This window comes from Bifidobacterium hapali (assembly GCF_002259755.1).
In the GTDB taxonomy this organism is placed as follows: domain Bacteria; phylum Actinomycetota; class Actinomycetes; order Actinomycetales; family Bifidobacteriaceae; genus Bifidobacterium; species Bifidobacterium hapali.
Genome location: NZ_MWWY01000020.1, coordinates 1 through 16,443, shown reverse-complemented (window position 1 = coordinate 16,443; position 16,443 = coordinate 1). Strand labels below are relative to the sequence as shown.

The window sequence follows — 16,443 nt, the reverse complement described above, 5'->3', positions numbered from 1 at the left end:
AAAGGCGATGCGATGAGTGCGGTAAGTGAAGGCGTGTCTCGGCGTGTGACGCTCGGTTATCTCGCAGATCATTATGGGCTGGAATTAGTACCGTCATTCGCGACGAACGTTACGGTTACCTCGATATCAGATGATGTTGCATCGGTGACGCCGGGCACACTGTTCGTTCCGCGAAACCACGCCGATGCGAACGCGATCGAACAAGCGGCAGAAGCTGGTGCGTATGCGGTACTCGTATCCGCTGACCAACGTGGCGCGGCAACAAGCGCTGAATTGCCGCTACTGGTTGGCGATCTGAGCGCGGAACGGTTCGGTGAGATGGCCAGCGATATGGCAGGCGCTCCCGCGAGCCTACTGGCAGTGTTTGCACTCGCATCTAGCTCGTCGAACGCAAGTAAGGATGATATGCGCAGCAATGTGACGCGTCTGTCTCGTTTGCTGCACATGCTTGGCAATCCGGTCAGTGTGATTGATTCTGCTGGTTCGCAGTCACTGGAACGTTCGCTGCCGCTTGATTATCCGCTTGGCTCTCTTGATATTCAACGTACGCTTGGCGTATGCCAAGAGGATGGTTCTGCCGCAGTAGTGATTGCTTTGGACGAGCAAACGTTACGTGACGGGGCACTGAGCGGTGTGAACGTGGACGTGCTGGGGGTTGACGGCATGGACAGTGATCCGCGCAATCGTGATATTGCGCGTCGAATGAGGGACCGGTATGGGTTCATTATGGATGCGCAAACTCATCTGACTGGTCGCACGATTGAATCTGATCAGATTGCTATGCAGTTCCCGTCGTCGCAGGACGGTGGCATTGGCGATGTGAAACGTTCATCGTTATCGATCGCAATGGTGATGGCGGCGGGCGTGCGACGCAACAATATTCGCAATGCGTTGCGTGTCAGCCATGATTTAGGCAAGTGATCGTCTTGCACTGGTGGATGAATCACCGCGGCAGATAACAGCAGATAACAGTAACAACAGCAGCGATAGTCGGATATACGCGGGTATACAAGAGGAGCAATAGGGATATGACAGTGGACCAAACAGGCCATACAACAGGCATGATGCCGATGACCTTGACACAGATCGCCAACGCTGTTGACGGTCGGCTGACGCGTGCAGATGGTGTGGATGTGAACGCGCCAATAGCGCATTCGGCGGTAAGTGATTCTCGTCAAGCGGGTAGCGGATCAGTATTTATTGCGATTGCTGGCGAGCATGTTGACGGTCATGATTTTGTGGCATCTGTAGTTGAACAGGGTGCGGTTTGCGCACTAGTAGATCATGAAGTTGACGCACCGCTGCCACAGATCGTTGTAGCCGACACGGTTGCGGCCCTTGGAGCTCTCGCGCGGTACAACATTGAACGTCGTCGTGCCGGATCTCAGCCGTTCTCTATTATCGGTATCACCGGTTCGGTTGGTAAAACAACGACGAAGGACTTGCTCGCTTCGCTGCTGAGCGAGTTGGGACCGACGATTGCACCGTTTGGATCATTTAACAATGAGATCGGACTGCCATTAACCGCGCTAAAGGTGAATGCCGAAACACGATTCTTGGTAGCTGAGATGGGCGCGAATCATATTGGTGAAATCGCTCATTTGACTACTATCGCACCGCCTGATCTGGCTGTGGTTTTGAAGGTCGGTGTCGCTCATTTAGGTGAGTTCGGTTCAGTGGAACGTATTGCGCAAGCGAAGAGTGAGATTATTCGCGGCCTGCTACCGGGTGGTGTGAGCGTATTGAATGCTGACGACTCGCATGTGGCGGCAATGGCTGATATTGCTCCAGGTTTAGTTCGTTGGTTCGGTATTAACACCGATCAGAAGAACGGTCATGCGGCTGGCGAAACGTTGATCGCGCGCAATATTACGCAAGATGACACTGGTCATCCGCATTGTGACTTTATTCCAGTCGCTGCCGATGGCACGTATGGTGAGGCGACACCGGTAACGCTTGCTATTCGCGGCCGGCACAATGTGATGAATGCACTAGCTGCAGCGAATGTTGCCATGTATTTTGGTATGCAGCCGACTGCTATTGCGGATGTTCTCGCACGTAAAGATCACATCAGCGCGCATCGTATGGCTGTGTCTACAGTCAGCCGCAATAATGTGACGTTTACGCTGATTGATGACTCATTTAACGCGAATCCTGATTCAATGCGCGCCGGCCTTGACGGTTTAGCCGCATGGCATGCGGGTGAGCGACCTCGGCGTGTTGCGGTTCTCGGTGCGATGCTTGAACTCGGTGGTAATGAAGACGAGTTGCACCGTGCGATGGGACGGTATGCGGTTGAGATTGGTGCTGACGCAATTATCGCAGTTGGCGGCGCAGACGCGCATCTTGATGAACTCGCTGGCTCCCTAGCCGATGGAGCACGTACGGCGGCGCAACAAGGGGTTTCACCGAATGGCACAGTCCCATCGGTAGACTGGGTGCATACCGTTGATCAGGCAGACGCAAAGGTCATGGAACTGGCTGCAGGTCAAGGCGAGACGGTGGTGTTGCTCAAAGGTTCGCATGCATCGGGCTTGAGTGCTCTAGCATCTCGCTGGACGCCGCAACACTAACGTGGCGAGTAGTTGAGTAGTAGCGTGTTGCATCGCCGGGTGTGACCTATACGAACGAGTCAGGAACTGAGAGGAAATCATGATTGCACTCATCATCGGCATGCTGGTGTCGCTGGCCGTGACCATGATCGGCACACCATTGCTGATCCGTCTGGTCCATAAACTGCATTATGGGCAGTATATTCGCCAAGACGGTCCGAAATCACATCAGGTTAAGCGCGGTACGCCTACGCTTGGCGGCGTAGTGATTAACTTCGCGGTACTGCTCGGCTGGGCGGCCTCCGCATTATACCGTTATCTCAACTCGGGCAGCATACCATCATGGTCCGCAGTACTGGTGCTTTTTGCCATGTTGTCAATGGGCTTCCTCGGCTTCATTGACGATTTTGCGAAAGTGCGCAAAAAGCAGAATGAAGGTTTGACTGTTGAAGGCAAATTCATCGGCCAGTTCATTCTCGCCACCATTTACGCGGTACTTGCACTCATCGTGCCTACCAAGTCTGGTTTTCCTAGCGCACAGGCTGGTATGAGTTTTATCGAAACACCGTTCCTGAGTTTCGAGTTTGCTGGACGAATTGTCTCGATTATTCTGTTCGTGATTTGGGTAAACTTCCTGATGACCGCGTGGACGAACGCAGTGAACCTCACGGATGGACTAGACGGTTTGGCGGCCGGTTCATCCATGATTTCGTTCGCAGGCTATGCAATGATCGCGTTCTGGGAGTCCTACCACATCAAGGGTGGTGGCCATCAAGGCTTCTCCTACGCAGTTTCTGACCCGCTCGACTTAACTATTATCGCGGTGTGCGCAGCCGTTGCCTGCTTCGGATTCCTATGGTACAACTCGAACCCGGCCACGATTTTCATGGGCGACACCGGCTCGCTCGCACTCGGCGGCTTGTTTGCCGCGCTGTCGATCGCCACGCATACCGAATTCCTCGCTGTTATTCTTGGCGGACTGTATGTGATCGAAGCGATGAGTGACGTGATTCAAGTTGGCTACTTCAAGATGACACACAAACGCGTATTCAAGATGGCACCAATCCACCATCATTTTGAACTGTGCGGATGGACTGAAACGAAAGTCGTCGTACGCTTCTGGATGGTGGAACTGCTGTTCGTTCTGTGCGGTCTTATGGTGTTCTATGCGGATTGGGTAGCACGCTCTGGTCTGCTGATGTGACCTGTGCTTGGCTTGTGACCGAGCACAGATGTATAACGTGAATATAAGGTCACGGCGCGGCGCACATGCAATAAGTGGTACTTGACAACGCGCCAGTGCCGCGCAGGTAGATGAATGGAAGGCCAATATGGCAGCGAATGATGTGAACGATCTGAGTGACAAAACAGTGATGGTTGCTGGACTTGGTGTGTCCGGTCGCGGCATGGTTGAAGTGTTGCGCTCGCGAGCTGCGAACGTGTTCAGTGTTGACGAGCGTAACGAAGCTGCTGACTTGCATTCGTTCGACGATGTCGACTGGGATCACGTTGACCTTGTATGCACGTCACCTGTGTTTAACCCGCGCACGCCATTTATTCTCGAAGCACAGCGTCGCGGTATTCCAGTGATCAGCGAAGTAGAACTGGCATGGATGCTGCGCGCTGACCGCGACGGCAAAGGCGCTCACGCTGGTTGGATTGGCATCACCGGTACGAACGGTAAGACATCCACCACGGAAATGACGTCTGAAATGCTTACGGCATGCGGTTTGAACGCGCCTGCTGTCGGCAATATCGGCAAGTCCGTCTCCCACGCCGCTGTTGACCCTTCACACGACGTACTATGCGTCGAATTGAGCTCATTCCAACTGCATTTCACGTACTCACTCGCGCTTGATTGCGCAACTATTACGAATATTGCCGACGACCACCTTGACTGGCATGGTGGTATCGAAAACTACGCGGCCGACAAGTCCAAGGTATTTCACGGCGTGACACGTACGCTCGTCTACAATGCTGATGATGCACGCGTTACTGCGCTCGCCAAAGCCGCTCAAACCGGCGAAGGATGCCGCAAAGTGGGCTTTACGCTACACGAGCCAACGAACGGTCTTATCGGTGTCAAAGACGGTTGGATTGTTGACATGAGTGGCGTCGCCGGTGGTGTGCCTGGTGAAGAAGAGCGTATCGCACAGGTTGCCGAATTTACTCATTTGCGTGAACCGGATGGCACTGTTTACCCCCATCTGCTCGCCGATGCCTTGACTGCTTTGGCGCTGGTCCTCGGCTATGGTGCGGATCGTGCTACGGCCGTGCGTGCGCTGCAAAGTTTTACGCCGGGCGGTCACCGTATTCAAACGGTTGCTACGGCAACGCTTCAAGATGGTGGCACGGTACGATTCGTCGACGATTCTAAAGCTACGAATGCGCATGCAGCAAATGCATCATTAAGCAGTTTTGCAGCTAAGTCTGTAGTGTGGATTGCCGGTGGCTTAGCGAAGGGTAGTCGGTTTGAGCATTTGGTAGCCGACCAAGCGCACACGATTAAAGCAGCGGTTATTATCGGCAAAGATCAGCATCCGATGCTTGATGCGTTCGCTGCCAGCGCTCCGGATATTCCGATTACGGTTATTGATCCCGCAGATAACAGCACGGTTATGGCGCGCGCGGTTGAGGCGGCTGGTGTATATGCAACTGCCGGTAACGTGGTGCTGATGGCTCCTGCTTGCGCGTCTATGGACCAGTTTGTGTCATACGCTGACCGCGGTAATCAGTTTGCTGCTGCGGCACAACGTTGGGTGGAAGCGCATGGCGAACGGTAAACGACGCATCGCATCCGGTTCAGCGGATACGTCAGACAGTTCGTCTACCACGCGCGGCGCGAGCAATACTCGCGTCACGCGTGGTAGACGTACAACTGAGCAACGTGGACGAACGACAAGTGGCCGTTCGTCTGTTGACCGTACACTGGACGGTGTTGATCGCGGCGATTTTGCCGAGTTTACTGGCATCCGCTCGTTTTTTAATCCGCTGTGGTGCTATCACGGGTTTATTGTCGCTGTGCTCGTGTTGTGCGCGTTCGGCGTGATTATGGTGTTCTCTAGCTCGTCGGTCAACCTTGTGGCTGCTGGGCAATCGCCGTGGTCTCGTGCCATTAATCAAGGCGGCTACTGTGCTATCGGATTAGTTGGCGCATTCATTTTTTCCCGTATTAGTGTTAAACGGTATATGCGCCATGCTTCGGGGTTTATGCTGTTCGCCATGCTCGTGCAGGCGTTAACGCTAACACCGTTAGGTACGGGCGAGGAAGAAACTGGTAACAACGGTTGGATTGTGCTCGGCCCGGTTTCTCTTCAGCCTGCAGAAATGACTAAACTCGCATTATGCTTATGGTTGCCATTCGCGTTGCGCAAAGCGTCTCGACAGTATGCGTTAGAAGGCATTAAAGCGTATATGATGCCGGGGCTCATGTATGCCGGTGCGCTTGGATTGGTCATGCTAGGCAAAGATTTGGGTACTGGCTTGATCATTGTGTTCATTGGTGTTGTAGCGTTCATGATCAGCGGTTTTCCGCTCAAATGGATGGCTGCTGGCGCTGGCGTGCTCGCGGCTCTCGTCGGCGTGCTAGTCATCAGCAGTCCGAACCGTCTTAATCGCGTACTTGCCGCGTACCAACCGTGTACTGATCTGCAAGGCGTGTGTTTCCAGTCAACGCACGCCAAGTATGCGCTTGCCGAAGGCGGTCTCTTGGGCGTTGGACTCGGCAATTCGCGTGAAAAATGGAATTATTTACCCGCGGCACACACGGATTTTATTTACGCAATTATCGGTGAAGAAACGGGATTCGTTGGCGCACTAACGGTATTGCTGCTGTTTATTGTAATCGGCTGGTGCCTGATCAGCGTTGCATTGCAGGTGCAAGAACGCTACGTGGCGATGACATTAGTGTGTATTGCAGTCTGGCTTGTTGGCCAAGCACTCGTCAACATTGGTGTTGTTATTGGCGTGTTTCCAGTCCTCGGTGTGCCAATGCCGTTCGTGTCGTCAGGTGGTTCGTCAATGATCATGTGCTTGTGCGCGGCTGGTGCGGCAGTCGGTATGATGCGAGCGCAACCGCAGATCAATGCTGAACATACGCGGATATGATGGCAGCTCGCATGTGCTACGCATGTTTGCGTGCTCGCCGCCGATAGACTTGTGCCGCAGAGTGTTGCGGCCGTGGACTAAGCTGAGGGAATTATGAGTACAGGAGTTTGCAACGTCGTTCTGGCTGGCGGAGGCACTGCCGGCCATGTCAATCCACTGCTTGCGGTTGCCGCATCGATTCGTCGCATTGACCCGAATACGCACGTTAGTGTGATCGGTACCGCTGTTGGATTGGAGCATGATCTCGTACCACAGGCTGGCTATGAACTGGACACTATTGAAAAAGTGCCGTTCCCGCGCCGTCCTAATCTTGACGCTTTGCGATTCCCTAGTCGTTGGAAGCGTGAAACCGCTAAGGTACATGACATTCTTGAACGTCGACATGCTGACGTGGTTGTTGGATTTGGCGGATATGCGTCTGCGCCCGTATATGCTGCAGCGCATAAGATGGGTATTCCGATTGTTATTCATGAGCAGAATGCTCGCGCTGGTATGGCGAACAAGCTCGGTGCTCGTTGGGCTACGTTTATTGGCACTGCGTATGCCGATACGGGACTTAAAGCTCGTCCCGGTGCCACGATTGAACGTGTCGGCCTGCCGTTGCGTCCGGCAATAGCCGAGCTGTGCGCGCGATTTGAAGATGATCGTGTTGCTGCGCGAGATGAAGCTGCCTCTGAACTCGGTATTGACCCGAATCGTCCGCTCGTACTCGTCACAGGTGGTTCTCTCGGTGCGCTTAGTTTGAACCGTGCTGTTTCCGGTGCGGCCGCTGACCTGCTTGCTCATGCGCAGGTTATTCATCTAACTGGGCGTGGCAAAATCGATCAGGTACGCGCTGATGTTGCCGCACAAGTCGGTGAACAAGCTTTGTCGGGACTGTTTGACGAAGCGAACGGCGGCGACTATCACGTTGCGGAATATCTTGAACGGATTGATCTTGCATTCGCATGTGCGGCACTGGTCATTTGCCGCGCTGGCGCAGGTTCAGTATCTGAGCTTGCCGCACTCGGATTGCCAGCCGTATACGTGCCTCTGCCGATTGGTAACGGTGAGCAGCGATTCAACGCGCAGCCGGTCGTCGAAGCTGGCGGCGGCCTTATGGTAGCTGATAAAGATTTGACCAGCGCATGGGTGCGTGATCATGTGCCTGCATTGCTGTCTGACCCGATCAAATTACGCCAGTTTGGTGAGCGAGCATGGCATTACGGTATTCGTGATGCAGCAGATGTGATGGCTCGTACCGTACTGGAACTGGCGAAATAATTCCAAGGAATATAGGAGCATACCGTTGAGTGATACCAACGACAACGAAGTAATCCAGCTTGATCCGACTCATGCTGCGTTTACTGCAACCGATAACGTAAACACGCTCGGTCGTACACATTTTATCGGCATTGGGGGAGCGGGCATGAGCGTGCTCGCGGAAATGCTACACGAACAGGGCGTTGACGTTGACGGTTCAGACCGCGAACGCAGTGCGAAAACCGACCGACTCACCTCCCTCGGTATCAATGTCGAATTTGGTCAGCGTGCGGAAAATATCTCCGGCGCGCATACGGTGGTGTATTCGAGCGCAATCAAACCTGACAATCCTGAAATCGTTGCCGCACATGCAGCTGGAGCGCATATTGTGCACCGCAGCGATATTCTCGCCCTGCTCATGCACGGTCGTCGTGCAGTAACCGTGGCCGGTGCACACGGCAAAACTACAACAAGTTCAATGATCGCGCATATTCTCACCCACGCTGGTACTGGAACGCTCGCCGATCCTAGCTATGCGATCGGCGGTTCAATTCAAGGACCAGACGGCAGCACGTTGGACGGTGGTCACGCCGGTCACGGCGATGTGCTCGTTGCGGAAGCGGACGAATCCGACGGTAGTTTCGAAAAATACCAGCCGACAATCGCCGTAGTCACGAACGCTGAACCTGATCATCTTGACCATTACGGTACTGCGGAACGCTACCATGCAGCGTTCGTTGAACATGTTGGTCACGCGCTCAATCATGTGGTGATGTGCGCGGATGACGATGGCGCACTCACCGTGCTGCGCGCGCTCGAACCGGCTGTTGCAGCACGCACAATCGTCTATTCAACACGCTGCGCGAACGAAATCGGCGATCTCAACGGTGCGACGCTCGTGCGTATCACCTCGGAAAGTGAACACGTAGGCAGCGGTGCAGAACGATTCACGATCGATCTGCCGGCATCCGTAATCGGCGGCAATGAGAGCCTGTCACTGCCAGTGCAACTCGTGATTCCGGGATTACACAATGCGCGCAATGCTACTGCAGCGATTATCGCAAGCGTGCTGCTCGGCGTGGACCCGCATGCGGCAGCCGATGCAGTATCTAGCTTCCTCGGTGCTGCACGACGTTTCCAAATCCGCGGCACCGTTGCGCAAGTGAGCGTCGTAGACGATTACGCACATCATCCCACCGAAATTGCCGCGCTGCTCGACGCTGCGCGACGTCGCTATCCGCAAGCCACACTTCACGTACTATTCCAACCGCACCTATTCTCGCGTACAAAGTTCTTCGCACACGAGTTTGCTCAAGCGCTCGCAAAAGCTGACGATGTGATCGTCACCGGTATTTTCCCCGCGCGCGAAAAGCAGGAAGATTTTCCTGACGTGACCGCGCGCACGATCGTAGATGCGGCTACTGATATTGCGCACGAACCGGCAGAACAGTGGATTACAGCCGTTGACGACATGCGTACCGCTGCGCAAATGCTTGCAATGCGAGCCCATCACGGCGATGTAATTTTCACGGTTGGCGCCGGTGATATCACGACAATGGATGATGTACTCCTGCATGCGCTCGCCGCGCATCGTTTCGACTGCCCGACTGGCGAAGAATCGCAAAATACGACTACTGCGGTCAACGATTCGACGAGTTCGGTAAATAGTCCGTCAAGCGACTCAGTGAACGGTCGCTAATGGGTCGTCGCATCGTCAGCTCGCACGAAAGCGCAGATACACCGCACTCGTCGAACGCGTCAAGACAGTCGCGTTCGACGAGTGCTGCCAGTTCGTCCGTCTCAACAGGGAATACAACCGGTCGTAAGATCAGCTCATCCAAAGAACGTCGCAATACCGGTGAAACAAACACTGGTATGACTCGTACACGTACCGCGCGTGCAGTTGCCTCGCATACGGTTACAGCCGATGGTGACACGGTACGTCACGGATTCGTTGACGCTCGACGCATGCCAAGTGAAGATGCGCTCGCCGCAACATTGAACGAGACTGCTGGTGCGCTGGGACTGCCGGTACGGCCGAAAATCGTCGATTTTGACGCGCGTCTTAAAGAACGTCGGCGCGCTGGTCGGCGTGTTCTTGCACTGCGCATAACGGCTATTATTGCATCGCTGGTTGCGATATGTGCGCTGGCATGGTTGTTGTTCCTGTCTCCAGTGTTTCGTCTTGAAACCTCGCAAATCAGTGTGACTGGCGGCAATGCGTGGGTGAGTCGTGACGATATTCTTGCGATTGCAGACAAGCAGTCTGGTAAATCGCTGTTTCTTGTCTCATCGAAAGACGTGGTAACGCAGTTACAGAACATTCCCGGTGTGACTGAAGCACAGGTGAGTAAGAAGTTTCCTAAGTCGCTTTCGGTGTCTGTCAAAGCTCAACAGCCAGCTGCCATGTTGAAGACTGCTTCTTCTGGTTTGGTTGCGGTTGACGATCAAGGTCGCATACTCAATACGGTTGGGGATGCGTCAACCGAAGGTATTCCAGTTATTGAAGTTAAGGATGTTACCCGAAGCCTCGATAACAAGGCTATTCAGGAAGCGCTCAAAGTACTCGGTAGCTTGTCGTCGTCAATGCGCGGGTCTATTACGAAAGTCACCGCTGCTACGCAGGATTCCATTACGACCGAACTCAACGGTGGTGAGCATGTGGTGGTCTGGGGAGACTCGTCCGATTTAGAGTTGAAGAAAGCGATTGTTGACAAAATACTGTCTGACCCGAATGTGATCGGAGACAAAACGCAGGTTGACGTTTCTGCTCCTTCGCGCCCGATCATTAAGTAGCCGATTGCATAGCCGATATGTGTGTTGTTGCGCGGCGGTATGCATACAATGGAACGCATGAGCGAAAAGCATGCCGCAAAGAAAACCATCGACAAATTGGCGATCGTTGTCGTCACATACAAGCGTCAGCAGCTGTTAGCGAAGCTGTTTGATTCGATCGAACAGTTAACTGTTGCACCGTGGCGTATTGTGATTGTCGACAATGAAGCCTCTGATGAGACGAGTGACATGGTAGACGAGTTTGCTACGCGTGTCACCAAGCAGTGGGGGCAAACGGTAGCTGATGCGAGCGGCAACGAGCGTCGCGTAGTGTATGCGCCCCAGACTGACAACTTGGGTGGTGCCGGCGGTTTTTCTGCCGGTGTGAAAAAGGCATATGAGCTTGGCGCCGAATGGTTTTGGGTTATGGACGACGACGTTGCCGTTGAACCTGATGGTATTGAAAAGCTCGCCAAGTGGACGCCGCGTCACGATGTGATTCAAGGCAGCCGTTACGATTTCGACGGCGGTCCGTTCTACTGGCAGTATGATTTCATCGTGCCGCTCGGTATTCCTAACCCGATTGCTCCAGCCGCATTCGGTCGCGCCGGTTACCGTGTGATGGACACGCTGTGCTTTGAAGGTGGTCTGTTCCGTCGCCGCATTGTTGAGAAGATTGGTTTTCCGGACCCGCGATTCTTTATTTACTGGGACGACACGATTTACGGATATCTTGCGAGCAAGGTTACCAATCCGATTGTCGTGCCTGACGTAGTGTTGCGGCGCACGCGTGAAATTGGCAACTGGGATATTGCTGGGTTGCGTCAGCTCAATTCGACGTCTGACATGAACCGGTATCATATTATGCGCAATCGCGGGTTTATGGCTCGCTACTTTATGGTGCACGGTGATTTTCGACCGTTCCTGTTTGGTCTTGGCACGATCGCAACCGCTGCGAAGGAAGTTATTCGCTTAGTGATGGTTGATCGTGAACATGTTGCAACCGGTCTTGTGCAGATTGCTAAAGGTTGGTGGGATTCACGCGCTCTCATGCACGACCCCACTTGGAAGCCAATGCCCCCACTCAAATAGCGCTATAGTCCATAATTGCAGGACGAGCTGTCAGCGAAGCTGACTGAGGGGTAGTCACACCTTTCGACGCATAACCCGTAACTACCCCTCAAACAGTTACCCTAACAAGAGGCTGACTCGCATCACTTACGCGTGAACCGACCCCCGTCGCCCCACGTCCACTCGCCAGTGCCGGCACCGATCTGGAAGTGTAACTTCGCAATCCCCAAATCATTGAGCGTTTCACGATATGTTTCACGCGGATCAAGTCGTGCAATCGCGCTGTCAGTCACCGCATCATACGTAAACGTCACCGGCTGCTTATTCATCGCGCTCGGTGCTTTCATCGCAGTCTCAACGCCAGCGGTAAACCAGTCCGGTGCGGCAGCTCGTTCAGTATCACTCATCTCAGCTGTAAACTGTGCAAACGTTTTCGTCGGCCGATGCGACCGCTGGAACTCTACAAGCTCATCATATGACTTCGCCTGATACGACAAGTGATGCTCAGGGTAACCGATCACAACGCACAAATACAGTTCCTCGCCGTGTTCAATACGGCAGTGACGAGCCGCTTCATCGCGATCCCAGCTACCACCAACCCACAGTGTGCCAAGTCCTCGCAACGTTGCGGTAAGCACCGCACGCTCCGCATAGAATCCAGCGCGTTCCCGGGCTTCAAGATCATCGTTCGGCTCGACAAGTGCAATATAGTTCGCAGCATTGGTCAAGTGTCCAGACTCGTTAGCAGCAGCGAATACTTTCGGCTGATTCAGTACGAGCTGCATATGCGTGCCGGCAAGCGTATTAATCGCGTCTAACGTCATCGAGAGCTGTCGTGCCGTATCGTCGTCGATTGGCTCATTATCATAAGCGCGTACCGCAGTGCGAATATTGACTGCATCAATCAATTGTGTATGTTCCATACTCTCGTATTATTGCACGATTCAACAGTCAAAGTACAAGTAATTCCGCAATAACGTAACTGACTACTCCTAGTAGTGGGATGAGTGTGCATGTTGGCTCGCCGACGTTATACAATGCCCCTACCAAGGTGATATAAGTTCCAGACTTTGGAACATGTTGAAAGAGAGGTCAACGATGATTGTAACAGCGCAAGCGTTCGGCGTGGATATCGGTGGTTCTGGTATCAAGGCAGCTCCAGTCGATCTTGAAAAGGGCGAGTTTGCTGAACCGCGTCTGAAGATTCTCACCCCGGAAGTGTCGACGCCGCAAGCGGTTGCTGCGATCGTGCGTCAGCAGCTCGACCATTTTGAAGTGCCGGATTCTGTGCCGGTTGGTATTGCCTTCCCGGCTCCAATTAAGCCCGGTCAGAAGCTCGATTTTATGGCAAACCTCGACCAGTCGTGGATTGGCGTAGACGTTACCGAAGTATTCTCCGAAGCGTGCGGTCGTCCAGTTATTGTGGTCAACGATGCGGATGCCGCAGGACTGGCTGAACAGCAGTACGGTGCGGCTCAAGGACAGAACGGTCTGGTGATCGCGACGACACTCGGCACGGGTATTGGCACTGCACTGATTTATAACGGTGTACTCGTGCCGAATACTGAGCTCGGTCATATCGAACTTGCTAAGGGCAAGGGGGATGCTGAAAAGTACGCGTCTTCTGCTGTGCGTGAGCGTGAGGAACTCGGCTACAAGAAGTGGGCAAAGCGTTTGACGAAGTATTACGGTCTGATGGAGAAGTATTTCAACCCGGACCTGTTCGTGGTCGGTGGCGGTGTGAGCCGTCAGAGCGAGCGTTTCCTGCCGTACATTGAGATCAAGACGCCGATTGTACCGGCCAAGCTGCGCAATGAAGCTGGCATTATCGGTGCCGCCTACTACGCGAGCACGAAGTAGGGTTATCTCTTCGCTCTGTTGGAGAGGCAAAGCATGTAACGGTCGTGGTTCATGTCTGATTGCTGTGTGATCAGACATGAACCACGACCGTTACGATATGTGGGGGATGGGCGCAGACTACACTGGCCTTCATGCGGTTTTCCTCACGAGTTGATATTAGTGCGCCTAATCCGATTGCGGCGGCCGAGGCAGCATGTAAGCGCTGCGGTGTAACGCTTGGCAAGCTCAACGATTCCAACCCGACGCGGCATGGTTTGGCACCGGCGCTGGTACCGGAAATCTACACGGCTGACCCGCGAGGTCCTCGTGCAGCGCGCGAAGCATTAGCAGCGTTTCTGACGCGTGATGGTCAGCAGGAACATGCTGTTGACCCAGATCGTCTGTACATTTTAAGTTCTACGTCTGAAGCCTACTCGTGGCTGATGAAACTGCTGTGCGATGCTGGAGACGCGGTACTCGCTCCTAAGCCCGGTTATCCGCTGATTGAATCGATTGCGCGACTTGAATGCGTGGACGCGATCGAATACCAGTTGCAGTTTGATGGCTCGTGGATGATTGATATCGCCGAATTGGAGTCGTTACTTAGTGATCCGGTTAACGGCAAGCGAATTCGTGCGCTCGTGCTTATTAATCCGAATAATCCGACTGGTTCATACGTTAAACCTGCTGAACGGCAACGCATTATTGACTTGTGTCGTGCGCATGATATTGCGATTATTGCCGACGAAGTATTTTATGATTACTCGCTCGAACCGTTTGACGGTAACGCGCGGCTTGCGGGGGAGACGGGCGTGCTCACGTTCGCGCTTGACGGGTTTTCGAAAATGCTTGCTGCTCCGCATGCTAAGGTCGGTTGGATTTACGTATCAGGACCGGATGACGATGTTGTGGAAGCGCAGCGTCGGCTTGACGTGATTGCTGACGATTATCTGCCGATGAGTGACATTATTGCACGCGATATTCCAGCATTGTTGGACGCTGCGTCCGAACAAACTGCTCACGTACAACAGCGAGTTCGCGGCAATCTTGCGTTGTTGCACCAGCTGCTTGATGCTGACCAGTACGGTTTGGTGAGCGTACTGCGTGCCGAAGGCGGATGGAACGTATTGTTGCGTGTACCGAGCGTGATCGACGAAAACGAGCTGGTATTAACCATGATTAACCGTCACCAGCTCACCGGACAACCCGGTTACTTCTTCGACATGACCTCCAACGGATATCTCGCAATCTCCTTACTGCCTGAACCCGATGAGTTCGCCAGCAACGTGCAAGCCATCCTAGACACAGTCAACACCCTACTGTCCTGACAAGGGGAGCCGCGATCAGGCGGCCGTAACTGAGCATTATCACCAATTTAATGTTGAGTTACGGTCTTCTAGAGCCCTGTAGACGGCCGTAACTCAATGATAGTGTCCGTAGTACTGCTCAGTTAGAGTCTCCTGCGCCCTCAACAACGGCCGTAACTGAGCACTATCACCAATTTAATGCTGAGTTACGGTCTTCTAGAGTCCTGTAGACGGCCGTAACTGAGCACTATCACTAATCTAATGTTGAGTTATGGCCTCCTAGAGCCCTGTAGGCGGCCGTAACTGAGCACTATTGTCAGTCTCCTGTTGAGTTACGGCCTCCTAGAGCCCTGTAGGCGGCCGTAAGTCAATGACAGCGTCGTAGTACTGCTCAGTTAGAGTCTCCTGCGCCCTCAACAACGACCGTAACTGAGCACTAATACCAATTTAATGCTGAGTTACGGCCTCCTAGAGCCCCGTAGACGACCGTAAGTCAATGACAGCGTCGTAGTACTGCTCAGTTAGGGTCTTTCAACACCTGTAGTCGCTTCTGCAATTACGGGTGCGCTACGCGCGTAGTTTGTTGGCTCGCCTGTCGGCGTACCTACAAACAGTGTTGCTGTTTGCTGAACGGTGTTGTCCTGACAAGAGGAGTCGCGATTATATATGGGAAAGGGGCGGGTATCGTTACGATATCCACCCCTTGAGAAGGTTATGTGTCTAGGCGTGTATTACGCGCGGCGACGGTGCATGACTACTATGCCAGTAGCGGCAAGTGCAGCCATTACTGCGATGACTGCGATGATGCTGGCACCACCCTTAGGTAGTGTCTGCTTCTTCGTATCAGTCTTCGCAGGCTTCTGCTCCGGCTTCTTATCCGTGTCAGGCTTCGTCGTATCAGTATCAGCCTTATTACCCGACTCATCCTTGCTTGGCGTCTTCTCAGCCTTCTTCAACGCAGCCTGAGCGTTCACAAGCGCCTTAGCTGCGGCATCGACCTCAGCCTGCTTGACGTCAGCCTTACCGGCGACCGTCTTCGCTGCTTCAAGTGCCTTCGCGAACGGTGCCCATGATGCTTGCGTGTAATCCGTTTTCACGAGCTTGCTCGCGGCAGTAATCGCCTTGTTCAACGCAGTCTTGTCAGCAGGTGTCGGGGTTGGTGTTGGGGTTTGCTCTCCGACGGTTACGTCAGTCCAGCCTTGAATATTGCCCTTTTCATCCTGCAATGCGATCTTATGAGAGCCTGAATAGTTGGCTGGGATGAACGCATCGTAATAATACTTACCGTTCTTATCCTTCTTGATTGTCACATACGGGGAGCCGTCTGGACCGGTCAAGCGTACTGGGTTACTGTAAATGTATGAATACCAGAAGCAATCCTCACCCGCATCAACCTTGGCAGCACACTCTTGAGCAAGCTTGTTCACGTAAATACGCGCAACACTACCAGCCTTCACCGTGTTATCAGGAACAGTGACACTACCCTTATTCTGCTCAGTCAAATCCGGAGAAGTCGGCTTGGACGCGGGTTCAGCAGTCGTCGTCAAATC

The 16,443-nt window shown here is 53.5% G+C and carries 12 protein-coding genes and 1 pseudogene; 11 read left to right on the top strand and 2 right to left on the bottom strand.

The features are described from left to right. Positions 1-12 precede the first annotated feature (12 nt). The 9 genes and pseudogenes from BHAP_RS04255 to BHAP_RS04215 all read left to right on the top strand — a co-directional run bounded on the left by BHAP_RS04255 (position 13) and on the right by BHAP_RS04215 (position 11,768). The gene (locus BHAP_RS04255) at positions 13-921 is read left to right on the top strand and encodes a hypothetical protein (RefSeq protein ID WP_094729515.1); all 909 of its coding nucleotides are present in this window, start codon (positions 13-15) and stop codon (positions 919-921) included. A gap of 140 nt (positions 922-1,061) precedes the next feature. Next, the gene (locus BHAP_RS04250; protein WP_094729567.1) at positions 1,062-2,573 is read left to right on the top strand and encodes a UDP-N-acetylmuramoyl-tripeptide--D-alanyl-D-alanine ligase; all 1,512 of its coding nucleotides are present in this window, start codon (positions 1,062-1,064) and stop codon (positions 2,571-2,573) included. A 79-nt stretch (positions 2,574-2,652) separates the two neighbouring features. Further along, positions 2,653-3,756 (top strand): phospho-N-acetylmuramoyl-pentapeptide-transferase, encoded by a 1,104-nt coding sequence (gene mraY, locus BHAP_RS04245; RefSeq protein WP_094729514.1) that lies wholly within the window; start codon positions 2,653-2,655, stop codon positions 3,754-3,756. Between the two features lie 127 nt (positions 3,757-3,883). Next, positions 3,884-5,335, top strand: coding sequence for a UDP-N-acetylmuramoyl-L-alanine--D-glutamate ligase (murD, locus tag BHAP_RS04240; RefSeq protein WP_094729513.1), 1,452 nt, complete (start codon positions 3,884-3,886; stop codon positions 5,333-5,335). Continuing rightward, on the top strand, positions 5,322-6,659 hold the full coding sequence (locus BHAP_RS04235; protein ID WP_094729512.1) for a peptidoglycan glycosyltransferase FtsW: 1,338 nt from the start codon (positions 5,322-5,324) through the stop codon (positions 6,657-6,659). The genes murD and BHAP_RS04235 overlap by 14 nt, the downstream gene beginning before the upstream one ends. Positions 6,660-6,752: 93 nt before the next feature. Further along, positions 6,753-7,922 carry a UDP-N-acetylglucosamine--N-acetylmuramyl-(pentapeptide) pyrophosphoryl-undecaprenol N-acetylglucosamine transferase gene (locus tag BHAP_RS04230; protein ID WP_094729511.1) on the top strand — a complete coding sequence of 390 codons (1,170 nt, stop codon included), beginning with the start codon at positions 6,753-6,755 and terminating at the stop codon, positions 7,920-7,922. Between the two features lie 25 nt (positions 7,923-7,947). Further along, positions 7,948-9,492 (top strand): annotated as a pseudogene (murC, locus tag BHAP_RS04225) (UDP-N-acetylmuramate--L-alanine ligase); the annotation flags it as partial. Between the two features lie 107 nt (positions 9,493-9,599). Next, complete coding sequence (locus BHAP_RS04220; RefSeq protein ID WP_094729509.1) at positions 9,600-10,697, top strand: cell division protein FtsQ/DivIB; 1,098 nt, start codon at positions 9,600-9,602, stop codon at positions 10,695-10,697. Positions 10,698-10,754: 57 nt separating this feature from the next. Further along, positions 10,755-11,768 carry a glycosyltransferase family 2 protein gene (locus tag BHAP_RS04215; RefSeq protein WP_094729508.1) on the top strand — a complete coding sequence of 338 codons (1,014 nt, stop codon included), beginning with the start codon at positions 10,755-10,757 and terminating at the stop codon, positions 11,766-11,768. A 122-nt stretch (positions 11,769-11,890) separates the two neighbouring features. Here BHAP_RS04215 and BHAP_RS04210 read toward each other — a convergent pair whose 3' ends face one another. Then, positions 11,891-12,670: a nitroreductase family protein gene (locus tag BHAP_RS04210; RefSeq protein ID WP_094729507.1), complete on the bottom strand. Its 780-nt coding sequence runs from the start codon at positions 12,668-12,670 to the stop codon at positions 11,891-11,893. Between the two features lie 175 nt (positions 12,671-12,845). On the opposite strand from BHAP_RS04210, the gene ppgK reads away from it, so the two are divergent. Both ppgK and BHAP_RS04200 read left to right on the top strand, forming a co-directional pair. Then, positions 12,846-13,607, top strand: a complete 762-nt coding sequence (ppgK, locus tag BHAP_RS04205) for a polyphosphate--glucose phosphotransferase (RefSeq protein WP_094729506.1) — start codon at positions 12,846-12,848, stop codon at positions 13,605-13,607. Between the two features lie 131 nt (positions 13,608-13,738). Beyond that, entirely contained in the window at positions 13,739-14,914 is a 1,176-nt protein-coding gene (locus tag BHAP_RS04200; RefSeq protein WP_094729505.1) for a pyridoxal phosphate-dependent aminotransferase, read from the top strand. A 710-nt stretch (positions 14,915-15,624) separates the two neighbouring features. On the opposite strand, the gene BHAP_RS11620 is transcribed toward BHAP_RS04200, so the two are convergent. Beyond that, positions 15,625-16,443 (bottom strand): hypothetical protein (locus BHAP_RS11620; RefSeq protein ID WP_094729504.1); only part of this gene is annotated, 819 nt, incomplete at its 5' end.